The organism is Roseateles agri, assembly GCF_034043675.1.
In the GTDB taxonomy this organism is placed as follows: Bacteria; Pseudomonadota; Gammaproteobacteria; order Burkholderiales; family Burkholderiaceae_C; genus KK5.
This window is the reverse complement of the sequence record NZ_JAXCLA010000001.1, coordinates 808,799-826,898: the sequence shown is the minus strand read 5'-3', so window position 1 is coordinate 826,898 and position 18,100 is coordinate 808,799. Positions and strand designations below refer to the sequence as shown.

Annotated in this window: 18 protein-coding genes; 14 read left to right on the top strand and 4 right to left on the bottom strand. The window is 69.0% G+C overall.

Annotated features, from left to right (window positions below; translation table 11 throughout):
- The first annotated feature begins 14 nt into the window (after positions 1-14).
- Entirely contained in the window at positions 15-1,445 is a 1,431-nt protein-coding gene (gene pyk / locus SNE35_RS03680; protein WP_320421487.1) for a pyruvate kinase, read from the top strand.
- Positions 1,446-1,455: 10 nt separating this feature from the next.
- Here pyk and SNE35_RS03675 read toward each other — a convergent pair whose 3' ends face one another.
- Positions 1,456-2,490: an STAS-like domain-containing protein gene (locus SNE35_RS03675; RefSeq protein WP_320421486.1), complete on the bottom strand. Its 1,035-nt coding sequence runs from the start codon at positions 2,488-2,490 to the stop codon at positions 1,456-1,458.
- A 160-nt stretch (positions 2,491-2,650) separates the two neighbouring features.
- On the opposite strand from SNE35_RS03675, the gene fba reads away from it, so the two are divergent.
- Positions 2,651-3,715 (top strand): class II fructose-bisphosphate aldolase, encoded by a 1,065-nt coding sequence (fba, locus tag SNE35_RS03670; protein WP_320421485.1) that lies wholly within the window; start codon positions 2,651-2,653, stop codon positions 3,713-3,715.
- Between the two features lie 68 nt (positions 3,716-3,783).
- Positions 3,784-4,683, top strand: coding sequence for a phosphoribosylaminoimidazolesuccinocarboxamide synthase (locus SNE35_RS03665; RefSeq protein WP_320421484.1), 900 nt, complete (start codon positions 3,784-3,786; stop codon positions 4,681-4,683).
- Positions 4,684-4,687: 4 nt separating this feature from the next.
- Here SNE35_RS03665 and SNE35_RS03660 read toward each other — a convergent pair whose 3' ends face one another.
- A complete protein-coding gene (locus tag SNE35_RS03660; RefSeq protein ID WP_320421483.1) occupies positions 4,688-5,644 on the bottom strand; it encodes a tetratricopeptide repeat protein in 957 nt (318 codons plus the stop codon).
- 122 nt (positions 5,645-5,766) lie between these two features.
- Between SNE35_RS03660 and purE the strand changes: the two genes are divergently transcribed.
- From purE to SNE35_RS03620, 8 genes are all read left to right on the top strand, one after another.
- Positions 5,767-6,231, top strand: coding sequence for a 5-(carboxyamino)imidazole ribonucleotide mutase (purE, locus tag SNE35_RS03655; protein ID WP_320421482.1), 465 nt, complete (start codon positions 5,767-5,769; stop codon positions 6,229-6,231).
- Complete coding sequence (locus SNE35_RS03650; RefSeq protein ID WP_320421481.1) at positions 6,231-7,415, top strand: 5-(carboxyamino)imidazole ribonucleotide synthase; 1,185 nt, start codon at positions 6,231-6,233, stop codon at positions 7,413-7,415. Before purE ends, SNE35_RS03650 begins: the two co-directional genes overlap by 1 nt.
- A 2-nt stretch (positions 7,416-7,417) precedes the next feature.
- Positions 7,418-8,401, top strand: coding sequence for an L-threonylcarbamoyladenylate synthase (locus tag SNE35_RS03645; RefSeq protein WP_320421480.1), 984 nt, complete (start codon positions 7,418-7,420; stop codon positions 8,399-8,401).
- A 13-nt stretch (positions 8,402-8,414) separates the two neighbouring features.
- On the top strand, positions 8,415-9,359 hold the full coding sequence (locus SNE35_RS03640) for an SGNH/GDSL hydrolase family protein (protein WP_320421479.1): 945 nt from the start codon (positions 8,415-8,417) through the stop codon (positions 9,357-9,359).
- 76 nt (positions 9,360-9,435) lie between these two features.
- Positions 9,436-10,167 carry a tRNA (adenosine(37)-N6)-threonylcarbamoyltransferase complex dimerization subunit type 1 TsaB gene (gene tsaB / locus SNE35_RS03635; RefSeq protein WP_320421478.1) on the top strand — a complete coding sequence of 244 codons (732 nt, stop codon included), beginning with the start codon at positions 9,436-9,438 and terminating at the stop codon, positions 10,165-10,167.
- Complete coding sequence (rimI, locus tag SNE35_RS03630; RefSeq protein WP_320421477.1) at positions 10,164-10,658, top strand: ribosomal protein S18-alanine N-acetyltransferase; 495 nt, start codon at positions 10,164-10,166, stop codon at positions 10,656-10,658. The genes tsaB and rimI overlap by 4 nt, the downstream gene beginning before the upstream one ends.
- The gene (locus tag SNE35_RS03625; RefSeq protein WP_320421476.1) at positions 10,655-11,461 is read left to right on the top strand and encodes a uracil-DNA glycosylase; all 807 of its coding nucleotides are present in this window, start codon (positions 10,655-10,657) and stop codon (positions 11,459-11,461) included. Before rimI ends, SNE35_RS03625 begins: the two co-directional genes overlap by 4 nt.
- The gene (locus SNE35_RS03620) at positions 11,458-12,540 is read left to right on the top strand and encodes a class I SAM-dependent methyltransferase (protein WP_320421475.1); all 1,083 of its coding nucleotides are present in this window, start codon (positions 11,458-11,460) and stop codon (positions 12,538-12,540) included. Before SNE35_RS03625 ends, SNE35_RS03620 begins: the two co-directional genes overlap by 4 nt.
- 15 nt (positions 12,541-12,555) lie before the next feature.
- On the opposite strand, the gene SNE35_RS03615 is transcribed toward SNE35_RS03620, so the two are convergent.
- The gene (locus tag SNE35_RS03615; protein WP_320421474.1) at positions 12,556-13,023 is read right to left on the bottom strand and encodes a MarR family winged helix-turn-helix transcriptional regulator; all 468 of its coding nucleotides are present in this window, start codon (positions 13,021-13,023) and stop codon (positions 12,556-12,558) included.
- A 39-nt stretch (positions 13,024-13,062) separates the two neighbouring features.
- Here SNE35_RS03615 and SNE35_RS03610 point away from each other — a divergent pair, with 39 nt between their 5' ends.
- Complete coding sequence (locus SNE35_RS03610) at positions 13,063-13,809, top strand: siderophore-interacting protein (RefSeq protein ID WP_320421473.1); 747 nt, start codon at positions 13,063-13,065, stop codon at positions 13,807-13,809.
- A gap of 12 nt (positions 13,810-13,821) precedes the next feature.
- Here the strand turns inward: SNE35_RS03610 and SNE35_RS03605 are convergent, their stop codons facing one another.
- Positions 13,822-16,218 carry a glucose/quinate/shikimate family membrane-bound PQQ-dependent dehydrogenase gene (locus SNE35_RS03605; RefSeq protein WP_320421472.1) on the bottom strand — a complete coding sequence of 799 codons (2,397 nt, stop codon included), beginning with the start codon at positions 16,216-16,218 and terminating at the stop codon, positions 13,822-13,824.
- 109 nt (positions 16,219-16,327) lie between these two features.
- On the opposite strand from SNE35_RS03605, the gene SNE35_RS03600 reads away from it, so the two are divergent.
- Together SNE35_RS03600 and SNE35_RS03595 are read left to right on the top strand one after the other, a co-directional pair.
- Positions 16,328-16,678, top strand: coding sequence for a DUF2946 family protein (locus tag SNE35_RS03600; RefSeq protein WP_320421470.1), 351 nt, complete (start codon positions 16,328-16,330; stop codon positions 16,676-16,678).
- 93 nt (positions 16,679-16,771) lie between these two features.
- Entirely contained in the window at positions 16,772-18,085 is a 1,314-nt protein-coding gene (locus tag SNE35_RS03595) for a TolC family protein (protein ID WP_320421469.1), read from the top strand.
- Positions 18,086-18,100 lie beyond the last annotated feature (15 nt).

Genomic DNA, 18,100 nt, shown 5'->3' with positions numbered 1-18,100 from the left:
TCGAGAGACAAGCCATGACACGCGCCACCAAGATCGTCGCCACCCTCGGTCCGGCCTCGTCTTCACCGGAGGTGCTGGAGCGCATGATCCGCGCCGGCGTCGACGTGGTGCGACTGAACTTCTCGCACGGCACGGCGCAGGATCACATCGACCGCGCCGCCCTGGTCCGCTCGACGGCCCGCGCCGCCGGCCGGCAGGTCGCCATCATGGCCGACCTGCAGGGCCCGAAGATCCGCGTCGGCAAGTTCGAGAACGGCAAGATCGAGCTGATTCCCGGCACGCCCTTCCTGCTGGACGCCGACCGCACCGAACTCGGCAACGAGGAAGTCGTCGGCCTCGACTACAAGGAACTGCCGCGCGACGTGAAGCCGGGCGACGTGCTGCTGCTGAACGACGGCCTGCTGGTGCTGACGGTGGACGTGGTGCGCGGCAGCGTCGTGCACACGACGGTCAAGATCGGCGGCATCCTGTCCAACAACAAGGGCATCAACAAGCAGGGCGGTGGCCTCACCGCGCCGGCCTTGACCGCCAAGGACATGGATGACATCAAGACCGCGATGAGCTTCCAGTGCGAGTACCTGGCGATCAGTTTCCCGAAGAACGCGACCGACATGGAAATGGCCCGCCAGCTCGCCAACGTGGCCGGCGAGCCCTACCGCCACAAGCCCGCGCTGATCGCCAAGATCGAGCGCGTGGAAGCGATCCCGAACCTCGAGAACATCCTGCGCGCCAGCGACGGCATCATGGTCGCCCGCGGCGACCTGGCCATCGAGGTCGGCAACGCCGCGGTGCCGGCGCTGCAGAAGCGCATGATCAAGATGGCCCGCGAGATGGACAAGGTCTCGATCACGGCCACGCAGATGATGGAGTCGATGATCGTCAACCCGGTGCCGACGCGCGCCGAGGTGTCCGACGTCGCCAACGCCGTGCTCGACGGCACCGACGCCGTGATGCTCAGCGCCGAGTCCGCCGCCGGCCGCTATCCGGTGGAGACCATCGAGCAGATGGCCACCATCGTCGTCGAGGCCGAGCGCCATGAGTTCGACAGCCTGGACACCGATTTCACCGGCCGCCAGTTCGGCCGCATCGACCAGTCGATCGCGATGGGCGCGCTGTTCACCGCCTACCACCTGGGCTGCAAGGCCATCGTCGCGCTGACCGAGTCCGGCTCCACCGCGCTATGGATGAGCCGCCACCAGATCAAGACGCCGATCTTCGCGCTGACCAGCAAGGAATTCAGCCTGCGCCGCATGTGCCTGTACCGCAATGTGCAGCCGCTGCTGATGCCGAACTTCGACGACCGCGACTCTGCGCTCAGCGCGGCGGAGAAGCTGCTGGTGGAGCAGGGCGTGCTGAAGCCGGGCGACACCTACGCGATCACCTGCGGCGAGCCGATGGGCTACCCGGGCGGCACGAACATGCTGAAAGTTTGTCGAGTCGGCTGATTCGAAAAAATCAGGCTGCCGCTGCGGCAGTCTGTGCCTGCTTGACCAGCGCCGCGATCCGCGGCGTCATGTTCGTCGGCTGCAGTTCCACGTTGCGGTGCGCCCGTGCGAACACGCGGAACAGTTCGTCGGTGAAGGCATGGCCGACGTCGACGACGCCCTCGAAACTCAGCTCGGCGCGCTGGAAGGTTGCCAGCCGCGCTGCCACGCGCCGTGCCTGCGCGCGTGAGTCCAACGGCTGGCCCGGGCCGGCCAGCATCTGCAGGTTGATGACGGTGCGGTCTAAGTCCACCCCGCTGCCGTCCAGGCTCCAGGCTTCCAGCACCTGGTCCAAGGTGCGTGTGGTGTCCAGTGCGATCGACATGTAGATCGAACTGCCCTGGCGTGGCAGCGGTTTCGATCCCTTCTTCCAGCCGCCGGACTCCCAGGCGCGCCGGTGGAAGGCGGTGTTGTTGGCGTGGATGTCGAACACGTCGGCCAGTTGCGAGCTGAAGAACAGGCCGCGGCCGGTGTGGGCTTCGGGCTGACTCGTCAGGCGACCCTTGCTGAGTTCCAGCATCGCGTGCTGCGCATCCGGCAGGCGGAAGGCTTCGCAGATGCGGTCGAACACACCGCAGCCGTCGTCGGACACCAACAGTTGCGCGTGGCTGGGGGTCTGCCGCAGCGAGACGGTGACGCTGGTGCCGCCGCTGTGGTCGGCCGCGTTGTTGACCAGCTCGGTGAAGCCGTGTTGCACCATCCGCGCCACATGCGGCGGCAAGTCGAAATGCGGGGCGAAGTCGCGCTGCCAGGGCAGGTCTTCCTGCAGGCCGAAGAGCGTGTAGCTGCGCGCCACCTGGCGCAGCGTGCCGGGGCCGTAGACCGGCCGCTGCCGGCTGCCGGAGCGCTGCAGCCAGCCGGTGTCGACGAGGCGGCGCAACGCGGCGTGGCAGGCACGACGGCTGGCGCCGGTGCGTTCCTCCAGGTGGTCGGCGAGGTCGTGCGAGTGCTCGTTCGCGGCTGCGCTGATCCAGAGCGTTAGGTGGTCGAACGAGAGGCGGGTCATGAGGCCGAGAGCCTAATGGCTGCGACAGGGCGGTGCAATCTCGCCATCCCGGCGGTCCTCTAGAATCGCGCGAGTTACGGCGTGGTTACATCGACCCAAGCACAAAGTTTGACGGTAGGCTGCGCCGAGGAAGATTCCCAACTTCACTGGAGACTCTCTCATGGCTCTCGTCTCGATGCGCCAGTTGCTGGACCACGCCGCCGAACACGGCTACGGCATCCCGGCCTTCAACGTCAACAACCTGGAGCAGGTGCAGGCCGTGATGGCCGCGGCCGACGAGGTCAACGCCCCGGTGATCCTGCAGGCCAGCGCCGGTGCCCGCAAGTACGCCGGCGAGGCCTTCATCAAGCACCTGATCCAGGCCGCGGTCGAGGCCTATCCGCACATCCCGCTGGTCATGCACCAGGACCACGGCCAGACGCCGGCGATCTGCCAGGGCGCAATCGACCTGGGCTTCGGCTCGGTGATGATGGACGGCTCGCTGCAGGCCGACGGCAAGACGCCGGCCTCGTTCGACTACAACGTCGATGTGACCCGCAAGGTCGTCGAGATGGCGCACAAGGTCGGCGTCACCGTCGAGGGTGAGCTGGGCTGCCTCGGCAACCTCGAGACCGGCGAGGCCGGCGAGGAAGACGGCATCGGCGCGGAAGGCAAACTCGACCACAGCCAGATGCTGACCGACCCCGAGGAGGCCGCGGTCTTCGTCAAGGCCACGCAGCTGGACGCGCTGGCCATCGCCATCGGCACCAGCCACGGCGCCTACAAGTTCTCGCGCAAGCCCACCGGCGACATCCTGGCCATCGGCCGCGTCAAGGAAATCCACAAGCGCATCCCGAACACCCACCTGGTGATGCACGGCTCCTCGAGCGTGCCGCAGGAACTGCTGGCCGTCATCAACCAGTACGGCGGCAAGATGAAGGAAACCTTCGGCGTGCCGGTCGAGGAGATCCAGGAAGCGATCAAGCACGGCGTGCGCAAGATCAATATCGACACCGACATCCGCCTGGCGATGACCGGCGCGGTGCGCAAATTCCTGTTCGAGAACCCCGACAAGTTCGACGCCCGCGAATGGCTGAAGCCGGCCCGCGAGGCGGCCAAGCTGGTCTGCAAGCAGCGCTACCAGGAGTTCGGCTGCGAAGGCCAGGCGCGCAAGATCCAGGCGCGCACCTTGGTGGACATCGCCGCCGCCTACGCACAGGGCGAACTGGCCCAGGTCGTCCAGTAAGCGAAAATAGCTCTTGAACCGCAGCCCGCTTCGGCGGGCTTTCTTCTTTCTTCGCCGCTGGAACCGCCATGACCGCCGCCCTGCTGAACTCCTCGCTCACGTCCCTGCCCCTGATCGCCCGCGGCAAGGTGCGCGAAAACTATGCGGTCGGCGACGACCGCATCCTGATGGTCGCGAGCGACCGGCTGTCGGCCTTCGACGTGATCATGGGCGAGCCGATTCCCGGCAAGGGCGCGCTGCTGACGCAGATGGCGCTGTTCTGGTTCGACAAGCTCGACGGCATCGTCCCGAATCACCTGACCGGCGACGATCCGCTGTCGGTCGTTTCCACCGAGGCCGAGAAGGCCCAGGTCAAGGACCGCTCGATGCTGGTCAAGCGGCTGAAGCCGCTGCCGGTCGAGGCGGTGGTGCGCGGCTACCTGGCCGGCAGCGGCTGGGCCGAGTACCAATCGAACGGCGAGGTCTGCGGCGTCAAGCTGCCGGCCGGCCTGCAGAACGCCAGCAAGCTGCCCGAGCCGATCTTCACCCCCGCCACCAAGGCCGAGATGGGCGATCACGACGAGAACATCTCGTTCGACAAGATGGTGGGCATCATCGGCGCCGACCTGGCCACCCGCGTGCGCGACATCGCGATCCAGCTGTACCGCCGCGCCGCCGATTTCGCGCTGACCAAGGGCATCATCATTGCCGACACGAAGTTCGAGTTTGGCCTGGATGCCGACGGCACCTTGAGCTTGATGGACGAGGTGCTGACGCCCGATTCCTCGCGCTACTGGCCGGTGGAGAGCTACGCCGTCGGCAGCAACCCGCCCAGCTACGACAAGCAGTTCGTGCGCGACTGGCTGGAGCAGGCCACCGTCGACGGCAAGCCCTGGGGCAAGACCGCGCCGGCGCCGGCGTTGCCGCAAGAGGTGATCGCGAAGACCGCCGCCAAGTACCAGGAGGCGCTGGAGCGCCTCACCAAGTAAGCCTTTAGAACAAGGCCATGCTCAGCTTGCGGCGGTACTGGTCGATGACCGGATCGCTCTGCGGCACGACGGCCTTGCCCGCCACCTCGACCTTGCCCTTGGCGGCTTCGGCCGCCTGGGCCTTGGGCACCGGCTTGGTCAGCAGCTCCAGGATCGCGACGTAGAGCTTGCGCGCGGCTTCGCCGTTCCAGGCCTTGTCGCGCATGATGATCTCCAGCAGCTCGTCCATCGCTTCGGTGAAGCGGCCGATGGCCATCAGGCCCTGGGCCAGCGCGAAGCGGGAATCGAAATCGCGCTTGTTCGTGGCGATGGCGGCCTGCAGCGCGGCGCCGTCCAGGCCCGCGGCGGCGCGCTCGGAGGCCACCAGCCAGGCACCCAGCGCGGCGAAGCGCGCATGCGGCGTGATCGTGTCGGCGGCCTGCGCGGCCACCGGCGCGAACGCGGCCTGCGCCTCGGGCAGCAGGCGCATCTCCAGCAGCGCCTTCACGTAGTCGAAGCGGGCCGTCTCGTTGGCGGGATCGGTTTCTACCGCCGCAGCCAGCTTGTCCAGCGCCGCTTCCAGGTCGCCCGAGGCGGCCAGGTCCTCGGCGGCGGCCAGGTCTTCCTCGGCCTCCAGCATCTCGCCGGTCGGCACGTGCTTGTCGAGGAATTCGCGGATCTGCGCCTCGGGGATCGCGCCGACGAAGCCGTCCACCGGCTGCCCGCCCGAGAACATCACGCAGAAGGGGATGCTGCGCACGCCGAACATCTGCGAGAGCTGGGACGAGATTTCCGGCACCTCGTCGGCGTTCAGCTTGGCGAGCTTGAAGCGGCCGGCGTAGGCCGTTTCCAGCTTCTCCAGGATCGGGCCCAGCGTGCGGCAGGGGCCGCACCAGGGTGCCCAGATGTCCAGCAGCACGGGCGTGTTCAGCGAGGCCTGGATCAGCTCGGCTTCGAAATTCTGGAGGGTGATGTCGATCATGGTTCTCGGTGCGGCGGGTCGGAATCGGGGGGAGGTGGCGCTGGCCGCCTACAATTCAAGGCTTTGCAGCCCGTGGGTGTCGGACTTTGCCAACAGCAGCTTCTCCTCTCGTCGGCGTGGTGATGGGTTCCAGCAGTGACTGGGAAACCATGAAGCACGCGACCGACATTCTGACCGAGTTCGGTGTCGCCTTCGAGGCGCAGGTCGTCTCCGCGCACCGGATGCCCGACGAGATGTTCCGCTACGCCGAAGGCGCGGCCGCGCGGGGCCTGAAGGCCATCATCGCCGGCGCTGGCGGTGCCGCCCACCTACCGGGCATGCTGGCCGCGAAGACGCTGGTGCCCGTGCTGGGCGTGCCGGTCGCGAGCCGCCATCTGCAGGGCGTCGATTCGCTGCACTCGATCGTCCAGATGCCCAAGGGCATCCCCGTCGCCACCTTCGCGATCGGCACCGCCGGCGCCGGTAATGCCGCGCTGTTCGCGGTGGCGATGTTGGCCGGCGAGGACGCCGCGCTGCGCGACAAGCTGGCCGCCTACCGTCTGCGCCAGACCGAGCATGCCCGCGGCATGACGAAGGACCTGGTCTGATGGCCGTGGTGACCGGGCTGCCGACGAAGCTGCCGGGCGAGGCCACGCTGGGTGTGATGGGCGGCGGCCAGCTGGGCCGCATGTTCGTCCACGCTGCCCAGGCGCTGGGCTACCGCACCGTGGTGCTGGATCCGGATCCGCAGAGCCCGGCCGGGCTCGTCGCCCACGAGCACATCCACGCTGACTACCTCGACGCCGCCGGCCTCGCCCGGCTGGCCGAGCAGTGCGACGCGATCACGACCGAATTCGAGAACGTACCCGCGCAGGCGCTGAACACCCTGGCCGAGCGCCGCTTCGTCGCCCCGTCGGGCGCGGCCGTGGCGATCTGCCAGGACCGCGCCGACGAGAAGGCCCACTTCACCGCCAGCGGCGTCGCCTGCGCGCCGCACGCGGTGATCCGCAGCCAGGCAGACCTGGACGCCGTGGCCGACGCCCTGTTGCCCGGCATCCTGAAGACCGCCCGCATGGGCTACGACGGCAAGGGCCAGCAGCGGGTCAAGACCCGCGCCGAGCTGGCGGCCGCCTGGGAGGCGCTGAAGCGCGTGCCCTGCGTGCTGGAGCAGATGCTGCCGCTGAAGCTGGAGCTGAGCGTGATCGTGGCGCGCGGCGCCGATGGTCAGGTCGTCCAGTTTCCGGTCCAGCAGAACCTGCACCGCGACGGCATCCTGGCCGTCACGCAGGTGCCGGCGCCGGATGTCAGCGAGGCGATGCAGGCCGAGGCCGGCGCCTCGGCAGCGCGCATCGCTGCCTCGATGGACTACGTCGGCGTGCTCTGCGTCGAGTTCTTCGTGCTGCAGGACGGCCGCCTGGTCGTCAACGAGATGGCGCCGCGCCCGCACAACTCCGGCCACTACACGATGGACGCTTGCGAGGTCTCGCAGTTCGAGGCGCAGGTCCGCGCAATGGCCGGCCTGCCGCTGTGCGCGCCACGCCTGCATTCGGCCGCCGTGATGCTGAACCTGCTGGGCGACCAGTGGTTCGACGGCAGCCAGGAGCGCACGCCCGCGTGGGACCGCGTGCTGGCCTTGCCCGGCACGCACCTGCACCTGTACGGCAAGACCGAGGCGCGCCGCGGCCGCAAGATGGGCCACCTGAACGTGACGGCAGCGACGCCGGCCGAAGCGCTGCGCGTCGCTGGCGAAGCGGCGGCCATCCTCGGCCTGCCGGCACCGACTGCTGCATAACCATGCTTCTCGACGGACGAGATCCGCAAGCGATCGCCCAGGCCGCCCGCGCGCTGGCTGCCGGCGAACTGGTCGCGCTGCCCACCGAGACCGTCTACGGCCTCGGCGCCCGTGCCGACCAGGACGCGGCGGTGGCGAAGATCTTCGCGGCCAAGGGCCGACCGGCCGACCATCCGCTGATCGTCCACGTGCTCGATGCCGACGACGCCGCGCGCTTTGCGACGGAATTGCCGGCGATCGCCCAGCGCCTGATGGCGGCCTTCTGGCCCGGCCCGATGACGGTGATCGTGCCGCGCGCGCCGGCCATGGCGGCGGCTGCCGCCGGCGGCCAGTCCAGCATCGGCCTGCGCTGCCCGGCGCACCCGGTGGCGCGTGCACTGCTGGCCGCCGCGCGTGCCGAGGGCGTGCTGGGCGTGGCCGCGCCGAGCGCGAACCGCTTCGGCCGCGTCAGCCCGACGCAGGCGCGCCATGTCGTCGACGAATTCGAACCCGGCCTGATCGTGCTGGACGGCGGCGAATGCGAGGTCGGCATCGAATCGACGATCGTCGACTGCAGCCGCGGCCACCCGGTGCTGCTGCGCCCCGGCGTGCTGACGCCGGCACAGATCGAGGCCGTGCTGGGCGAGCCGCTGCTGGCGCCCGACGCGGCCGCGCCGCGTGCCTCGGGCACCTTGGCCGCGCACTACGCGCCGCGCGCCGTCGTGCGGCTGTTCGATGTTGACGGGGCGGTGACCGCCCCGAAACAAGCCGGCGCGGCGCTGGCGGTATATTCGCGCACTGCCGATGCCGGCCCGGTCGATGCGGCGCTGCGCCGCCGGATGCCGGCCGATGCCCGCGCTGCGGCGCACGAGTTGTTTGCGGTGCTGCGCGAGCTGGATGAGGCCGGTGCCGCCGAGATCTGGATCGAGCGGCCGCCGTCAGGCAGCGAATGGGATGGCGTCCGTGATCGCCTGTCCCGCGCTGCGGCGGCGTTCGAGTTGGAGTGATATTGGAGTGTTCATGAAGAGTTTCAGCGGCGCGAGCCGATTGCTGGCCGCGTTTGCCCTGGCCGTCCTGATGAGCGCCTGTGGCGGCGGCAGCAGCCAGATCGATCCGTTCCATCCGACGCGCATCATCAGCTTTGGCGACGAGACCAGCGCCATCACGGCGACCGGCCAGAAATACACGGTCAACGGCCTGGACGCGACGACCAAGCTGCAGGCCTGCCAGGTCAACCCGAACTGGGTGCAGATCCTGGCGACGGCCTTTGAGCTCGTCTTCCCGCAATGCAACCCCGATCACATCGCGTTGCCGCAAGGCCTGATGTACGCGACGTCCGGCGCCAAGGTGGACGACCTGGCCACGCAGATCGACCGGCACCTCGCGGTCAGCAATTTCTCGTCCAAGGACCTGGTGACCATCCTCATCGGCACCAATGACGTGCTGGAGCTGTACAAGCAGTACCCGGGCCAGAGCGAGGATTCGCTGATCACCCAGGCCAAGCAGCTGGGTATCGCGGTGGCCGACCAGGTCAACCGCGTCGCCAACCAGAACGGCCGGGTCATCGTGTCGACCTTGCCGGACCTCGGCTACACGCCCTATGCATTGAAGGAGCAGTCGACCAAGTTCGACATCGACCGCGCCAAGCTGCTCAGCGATCTGAGCAATGCCTTCAACGTCGCGATGCGCCTGGAGCTGATCAACGACGGCCGCATGATCGGCCTGGTGCTGCTGGACGAGTCGGTGCAGACGGCCGCCAAGTTCCCGACTGCCTTCTCGCTGACCAACGTGACGGATCCGGCCTGCCTGACCACCGTCTCGCCGGTGAATTGCAACGAGAACACGCTGGTCGTCAACGCCACCGGCACCACCTGGCTGTGGGCCACCGACACGCTGCTGAGCGCGATCGGCCAGTCGCGTCTGGGCTCGCTGGCGCAGACGCGGGCGCAGAACAACCCGTTCTGATCCGACGCCGCTCCCGACGAACCCGGCTGCGGCCGGGTTTTTTATCGCCCCGGCGACCCGCCGCTACACTTCTCCGATGACTGTTCTCCTGGCCTTCGACAGCTCGACGGAATCCATGGCGCTGGCCCTGGTGACGCCGTCCGGCGAGCGCATCGCGGTCGATGCCGAAGGCGGTCCGCAGGCCTCGGCCCGGCTGGTGCCCGAGGCGCTGGCGCTGCTGGAGCGGGCCGGCCTGACCCTGGCGGACGTGGACGCGATCGGCTTCGGCCGTGGGCCCGGTGCCTTCACCGGCCTGCGCACCGCCTGTGCGGTGGCCCAGGGCCTGGCCTTCGGCGCCGGCAAACCGGTGCTGTCGCTGGACAGCCTGATGCTGGTGGCCGAGGACGCGCGCCAGCAGGCCGCTGCCGCCGGCGAGCCGTCGGTGGACCGCATCTGGGTCGCGATGGACGCGCGGATGGGCGAGATCTACGCTGGCGCTTATCGCTTCGATGGCGAGCGCTGGATCACCGAATCCGAGCCGGCGCTGTACGCACCCGCCGCGCTGCTGGCGCAGTGGGGCGAGCCCGGTGCCGTCGCCGGCTCCGCGCTGGTGGCTTTCGAAGGCCAACTGGGCCTGGCCGGCCGTGCCGTGCGCTGCTGGCCCGCAACGATCTCGCGCGGCGGCGCGCTCGCCGAGTTGACCCAGCAAGCCTGGGCCGCCGGCGCGCTGCTGGACCCGGCCGACGCGATGCCGATCTATGTGCGCGACAAGGTCGCGCAGACGACGCAGGAGCGCCTGGAAGCGCGCTCCGCGCTGAGTTCCTCATGAGCGCCCTCGCGCCACCGCGGCCCTCGCTGGGGCCGGGCGTCAAGTTGAGCCGGCTGCAGGCCGTCGACGTGCCCGAGGTGATGGCCATCGAGACGCGTGCCTACCTCGTGCCCTGGTCGGCCGGCAACTTCATCGACTCGCTGGCCGCCGGCTACCTGGCCTACGCACTGCGGGACGAGAACACCGGCGAGCTGGTCGGCTACTTCCTGGCGATGAAGGGCGTCGAGGAAATGCACCTCTTGAACATCACGGTCGAGCCCGAGCGCCAAGGCCAGGGCCTGGCGCGGCTGATGCTCGACAAGCTGTGCGAAGTCTGCCGCCGCGAATCCTGCCCGCAGCTGTGGCTGGAGGTGCGCGTCAGCAACGAGCGGGCGCGAGCGGTCTACGCGCGCTACGGCTTCACCGAGGTGGGTGTGCGCAAGCGCTACTACCCGATGCCGGGCGGCGCGCGCGAGGATGCGGTGCTGATGAGCCTGGGTGTGGCCGCATGAGCTGGGACAGCCGCCAGACCGCGATGCTGCGGGCGATGGGGCTGCGGGTCTGGAGCCCGCCGTTGCCGCGCCCGGTCGAGGAAACCGATGTCGCGACGATGGCTGTGCCCGAGCCTGCGGCGCCTCCTGCACCGGTGCGCGCCGTCGCGGCGCTGCCGCCTCAGCTGTTGCGCCAGGCCCCTCAGGCCTCGGCACCTGTCGATGCCGATGAACGCACCCAGGCGATCGCCGGCATGGACTGGGACGCTTTGCGCGACAGCGTCGCCCAATGCCGCGCCTGCGGCCTGTGCGAGAGCCGCAAGAACACCGTCTTCGGCGTCGGCAACACCCGCGCGCACTGGATGATCGTCGGCGAGGCGCCCGGCGAGAACGAGGACTTGCAGGGCGAGCCTTTCGTCGGCCAAGCCGGCAAGCTGCTGGACAACATGCTGCGTGCGCTTGGCCTTTCGCGCAGCGAGGGACCGCCAGAGCGGCAGGTCTACATCGCCAACACGCTGAAGTGCCGCCCACCGCGCAACCGCAACCCGGAGCCGTCCGAGCTGGCGCAGTGCGAGCCCTATCTCGATCGCCAGATCGCGCTGATCCAGCCCAAGGTGATCCTCGCGATGGGCCGCTTCGCCGTGCAGTCGCTGCTGCGCAGCAGCGATGCGATCGGCCGGCTGCGCGGCCGCGTCCACCAGTACCAGGGCGTGCCCTTGATCGTCACCTACCACCCGGCTTACCTGCTGCGCAATCTGCCCGACAAGGCGCGCGCCTGGGAAGACCTCTGTCTCGCCCGCGAAGCCTTGGCATCGTCCTCATGACCAGTCCGCTCGACCAGCAGATGCACCAGGCCATCGCCGATGCCGGCGGCTGGCTCCCGTTCGATCGCTTCATGTCGCTGGCGCTGTACGCGCCGGGCCTCGGCTACTACGCGAACGCGCGGCAGAAGTTCGGCCTGATGCCGACATCCGGCTCCGACTTCGTCACCGCGCCCGAGCTCTCGCCGCTGTTCGGCGAGGCCCTGGCCGTGCAGGTCGGCCAGGCGCTGGAGGCGACGCAGACCGACGAAGTGTGGGAATTCGGCGCCGGCACCGGCGCGCTGGCGGCGCAACTGCTGGAAGCGCTCGGCGACCGGATCCGGCGCTACGTGATTGTCGACCTGTCCGGCAACCTGCGCCGACGCCAGGCCGAGAAGCTCGCGCCGTGGCACGCCAAGATCGAGTGGCTGGACCAGTTGCCGGCGCGCTTCGAAGGCGTAGTCGTCGGCAACGAAGTGCTGGATGCGATGCCGGTGCAGCTGCTGCATTTCGACGGCACGCAGTGGCTGGAGCGCGGCGTCGCCAGCGCCGCCGACGGCCGCCTCGCCTACGCGGACCGGCCCACGGCACTGCGCCCGCCCGAGGCGCAGGTCGACGCGATGCCGCCCGGCAGCGTCACCGAGATCCACCCGCAGGCCGAGGCCTTCGTCCGCACCCTGGCCGAGCGCCTGGCGCGCGGCGCGGTCTTCCTGATCGACTACGGCTTCCCCGAGGGCGAGTACTACCACCCGCAGCGCCACGGCGGCACGCTGATGTGCCACCACCTGCACCAGAGCGATCCCGATCCGCTGGTGCAACTGGGCGAGAAGGACATCACCGCGCACGTCAACTTCACCGGCATCGCGCTGGCCGGCCAGGACGCAGGCCTGACGGTGCTGGGCTACACCAGCCAGGCCAACTTCCTGATCAACTGCGGCATCGTCGACATGCTCTGCCACGCGACCTTGCCGCAGCGCGCGATGGCGCACAAGCTGATCGCCGAACACGAGATGGGCGAGCTGTTCAAGGTGGTGGGCTTCGCCACCGGCGAGGGTTTCGACGCCGTCGGCTTCAGCGCCGGCGATCGCTCGCACACGCTCTGACGACCCCCGCGCGCCTTACTGCTCCAGCCGCGCCTTCAGCTTTTCCAGCAGCGCCAGCAACTGCGCGCATTCCTCGTCGCCGAGGTCGGCCACCGCATCCTTGCTGAGCTTGCGGGACTGCGCCTGCAGCGCCTTCTGCACCGCCTTGCCCGCCGCACTGACGGCCAGGCGCTGGACGCGGCGGTCGTGCTCGTCCGGCGTGACGTCCAGCAGGCCGCGCTCGCGCAGGCCGCCGATCAGGCGCGCGATCTGTCCCTTGTCCCGGCCGGAGTGCTGCACCAGCTCGCTCTGCGTCGCGCCTGGATGGCGGGCGAAGAAGCCGAGCGCCTTGGCCTCCATGTGCGCGAGTTCGTGCGCACCTTCCTTCAGCGCGCGGAACTGGCGCGCGCGGAACAGATGCATCACCGAATGGATGGTTTCGATGACCTCGTCGGCGGTGGTGTCACCGGACTGATGGTTGACAAAATCAACTTGTTTGCGCATGATTGGATGACATTATCAACGATATAGAGAAACACCATCATGGAAAGCCCAAACACCCCAGTGCGCCGCGTCCAGCGCGTGCGCCATGAACTGCACCGCCGCGACGTCGAGGTCGTGCGCATCGAGCGCCCGAGCCCGCACTTCGTCGCCATCACCTTCGCCGCCGATTCGCTGCGCGAATTCGTCTCGCTGGGTTTCGACGATCACGTCAAGTTCATGTTCGACGCTGGCGACGGCGGCGAGCCGGTGCGGCGCGACTACACGCCGCGCTCCTGGGATCTCGCCCGCGGTGAGCTGACCCTGGAGTTCGCCGTGCACGGCCATGGCGGCGCTGGCAACTGGGCGGACCGCGCAACGGTCGGCCAGCGCGCGATCATCGGCGGCCCGCGCGGCTCGATGATCGTGCCGGTGGACTACGACTGGCACCTGCTGGTCGGCGACGCCTCGGCGTTGCCGGCGATCCATCGGCGCCTGGAAGAACTGCCCGACGGCACCCGCGCGATCGTGGTCATGCTGATGCCCGAGCCGGCCGACCGCCGCGAGATCGCCAGTCGTGCCCAGGTCGAGCTGCACTGGGTCGCCAGCGACGAGGAACTGCTGGCCGCCGTGCGCGCGCTGGCCCTGCCGCCGGGCGAGGGCTTCAGCTGGTGCGCCGGTGAGGCCGGGCTGATGGCCCGCCTGCGCACCGTGCTGGTCGAGGAAAAGGGCCAGGTCAAGGAGGCGATGAAGGTCGCCGCCTACTGGAAGCCCGGCGCTGCCGATTTCCACGAAACGCTGGAAGCCTGAAGGGCTTTCACGCTAGGGCAGGGCGAACGCCGTCAGCGCATCGCCCATCTTCGTCCCGAAGGAGCCGTGGCCGCCCGCCATGATCACGACGTACTGCTTGCCGCCGACCTCGTAGGTCATCGGTGTCGCCTGGCCGCCGGCCGGCAGGCGCGCTTCCCACAGCAGATCGCCGTTGTTGGCATTGAAGGCGCGGAGGTAGTTGTCCTGCGTGGCAGCGATGAACACCAGGTTGCCGGCGGTGGAGATCAGGCCGCCGAGGCCCGGCACGCCGGCCTTGATCGCCGGCAGCTCCATCAGCTTGGGCAGGCTGTCGCGGATCGTGCCCACGCGCTTGCGCCACACGACCTGGTGCGTCGTGAGGTCCACGCCCGCCACCGTCATCCACGCCGGCTGCTTGCAGGGCAGGCCCAGCGGCGAGAGGAAGGCGCTGATGTTCACGCCGTAGGGCACGCCGTACATCGGCTGCACGCCTTGCTCGGTGCCGGCGCCTTTCTCGAGCTGCGGGCGGTTCGGATCGGTCGGGATCAGGCGCGACACGAAGGGCAGGCCCAGCGGGTTCATGAACGCGGCCTGGCGATCGCTGTTCACCGACATGCCGCCCCATTCGAAGATGCCGAGATTGCCCGGGAACACGAGCGTGCCGTTCTCGGACGGCGGCGTGTAGATGCCCTCGTAGTTCAGGCGGTGGAAGATCACGCGGCACATCAGCTGGTCGAACGCGGTGGCGCCCCACATCTCCTTGTCCGTCAGCTTCTCGTGCGGGCCCATGTCCAGCGGCGAGAAAGGCTGCGTCGGCGAGTAGTGCTCGCCGCGGGTCTGCGGGTCGCGCCGCACGGTCTGCGGCACCGGTTTCTCGGTGACGGGCAGGATGGGCTTGCCGTCGCGGCGGTCCAGCACGAAGACCTGGCCGGTCTTCGTCAGCACGTAGATCGCCGGCACGGTGGCGCCGTCCGGCCGCTTCAGGTCGACCAGCGAGGGCTGCGAGGGCACGTCCATGTCCCACAGGTCGTGATGGGTCGTCTGGAAGTTCCAGATCAGCTTGCCGGTGCTGGCATCGAGGGCTAGCATCGAGTTGGCGTAGCGCTCCTTCAGCTCGCTGCGGTCGCCGCCCCAGATGTCGGGCGTGCCGACACCGGTGGGCACGTAGACGACGTCGGTGGCGGCGTCGTAGGCCAGCGGCGCCCAGGCATTGGGCGAGTTGTGGGCGAACTGCGTATCGCCGCCGGGCATCTGGTTCGGGTCCTGCGCGCCGGTGTCGAAGACCCAGCGCAGCGCGCCGGTGTTGACGTCGTAGCCGCGGATCACGCCCGAGGGTTCCTTGTTCGACAGGTTGTCGGTGATCGAGCCGCCGATGACGATGGTGGAGCCGGTCACGACCGGCGGCGAGGTCGGGTTGTAGCCGCCCGGGTACGGGAAGGGCATGTTGGCCTGCAGGTCGATCTGGCCGTCCTTGCCGAAATCGCTGCAGGCCTTGCCGGTGTCCGGATTGACCGCGAACAGGCGGCCATCGTTCACCGGCAGGATCACCTTGTGCGGGCACTCGGCGGAGACGGTGCTGAGCTTCTTGTCCACGCTGGCGGCATTGCCCGCAGTGTCGGCGCCGTCGTAGTAGGACACGCCGCGGCAGGTCAGATGCTGGAAGGTCCGGTCGGCCTTCAGCTTCGGGTCGAAGCGCCACAGGCGCTTGCCGGTCGCCGGGTCCAGCGCGTCGAGGAACTGGTGCGTGGTGCAGATGAACATCCGGTCGCCGATCTTGATCGGGGTCAGCTCGTTCGTCGTCTCGCCCGAGTCGTTCTCGCCCTTGAAGTCCTCGGTGTGGTAAGTCCACACGACCTGCAACTGGCCGACATTGCCGTCGTTGATCCGGGCCAGCGGCGAATAGCGCACGCCGGCCTGCGTGCGGCCGTAAGCCGGCCAGTCGCCGTCGGCGATGCCGGCGACCGGCGCCGCCTGGGCGGGCTGCGCACGGGCGAGGCTGCCGCTGATCTCCTGCGGGTCATGGAACCAGCTGAAGCCCAGCGTCGCCAGCACGGCGATCAGGCTCAGCGATAGCAGGCCCTTGGCCGATCCGGCGTTCGGCAAGGGCCGGCTGGCCCAGGGCAGCACCAGCCACAGGCCCAGCAGGAACCAGATATCCAGACGCGGTGCCAGCGCCCAGAAATCGGTGCCGGACTCCCACAGACCCCAGACGATGGTGCCCAGCAGCAGCGCGGTGTAGAGCCACAGGCTGCTGGTCTGGCCCCGTGCATAGAGCCGGACCACCACGGCCAGCACCACCCCGGCGATGAGGTAGTAGGGCGAGCCGCCCAGGGCGAGCAGCCACCCGCCTCCGACAACAAAGAACAGGGCCGCCAGAACCATCACGACGATGGTGAGTGTTCTGGCGATCGACTTGATGTTTGATGGCACCTGGTTCCCCTTTTGCGATTGATGTTCGACAGGACGATTTGAAGGGCAAATTCGAGGCCTGTGCGTGCCTGTCACTGGATTAAGCCAAGCTCCGTATGATGTCGGCATCGTGAGCAAGACCTTCCGCCTCTTCCTGCTGCTGTTGCTGGCCGTGCTGTTGCCGGTGCGCGGCGCGCTGGCGGCCGCGATGCCCTGCGAGCCGGGCGCGGCCATACCGGGCGACATGGTCGCCATGGCGGGCGAGGGCCATCACGAGCATCACCATCGTGAGGGCGCCGCGTCCTCATCCGCGCAGGACAAGTGCAAGCACTGTGCGGCCTGCGTCTTCAGCCCGATGACCGCCAGCGAAGCCGAACTGCCGGCCACGCCGGTGCCGCAAGGCCTGCGCTACCCGGCCTGGTCCGTGTCCGTGACAGCCTTCCTGTCCGACGGGCTGGAGCGACCTCCCCGAAGCGTCTGAACCCCTGCATGGGCGGGCCCGCGTCTGCGGCCCGATCGACCGCCTGCGCGGTCAATCAGACTTCTTCGGATCATGACTAGAAAGAATCGATGGATGGCGGTGCCGTTGGCGCTTGCCTTGACAGGGTGTGCCTCGTTCTCGCCCGACGGTGGCATGGACAAGGTCGCGGCATTGAGCCGCGAGCGCACCGGGCAGGGCGTGGCGGCGCAGCGCACGCAGGCCGATGCCGACGCGGCCGCTGCCCGCAGCGCCGAGATCCTGAAGGCACTGCTGACGGCGGACACGGCCGTCGAGTTGGCGCTGCTGAACAACGCCGGCCTGCAGGCCAGCCTGGCCGAGTTGGGCATCGCCGAGGCGGATCTGGTGCAGGCCGGGCGCCTGCGCAATCCGGTCTTCGGCTTCGGCCGCTTGGCTGGCGGCGGGGCGCTGGAGATCGACCGCTCGCTGGTGTTCGACCTGCTGGGCCTGCTCTCGATGCCCGCGGCCACGAAGGTGCAGCAGCGGCACTTCGAACAGGTGCAGCTGGAGGCAGCACAGGCCGCGGTGAGCCTGGCCACGCAGGCCCGGCTGGCTTACTTCAACGCACTGGCCGCGCAGGAGTTGGTGAGCTACTTCGAGCAGGTGCATGACGCCGCCGATGCCGCAGCCGAGCTGGCGCGGCGCATGCAGAAGGCCGGCAACTTCAGCGCGCTGGAGCAGATGCGCGAGCAGTCCTTCCAGGCCGACGCGGTGGCCGATCTGTCGCGCAGCCGCCAGGCCGCGGTGACGGAGCGCGAGCGGCTGGCGCGTGTGCTGGGCGTGGGCAGCGGCTTCACCCTGCCCGAGCACCTGCCCGAACTGCCGGCCGAGGCGATGGCACCGCAGGCCGCCGAGCAGACGGCCATCGACCGGCGCCTGGACGTGCTGGCCGCCAAGCGCCGCGCCGAGGCCAGCGCCGCCGAGCTGGGCCTGACCCAGGCCACGCGCTTCGTCAACGTGCTGGACCTGGGCTACCAGAACCGCAGCGAGCGCGGCACCGCCTCGCTGGCCCAGGGCTACGAGGTGTCGCTCGCGCTGCCGCTGTTCGACTCCGGCAGCGCGCGCAATGCACGCGCCGAGGCCGTCTACCGGCAGGCGCTGCAGCGCACGGCCGAGGCGGCGCTGAACGCGCAGTCCGAGGTGCGCGAGGCCCATGCCGGCTACCGCAGTGCCTACGCGCTGGCGCGCCACTACCGCGACGAGGTGCTGCCGCTGAAGCAGCGCATCTCCGACGAGACCCTGCTCCGCTACAACGGCATGCTGGTGGGCGTGTTCGAGCTGCTGGCCGATGCGCGCGAGCAGATCCGCAGCGTCGCCGCCTCGGTGCAGGCGCAGCGCGATTTCTGGATCGCCGACACGCAGCTGCAGGCCGCGCTCGGCGGCCGTTGAGAACCAGGACAAGAA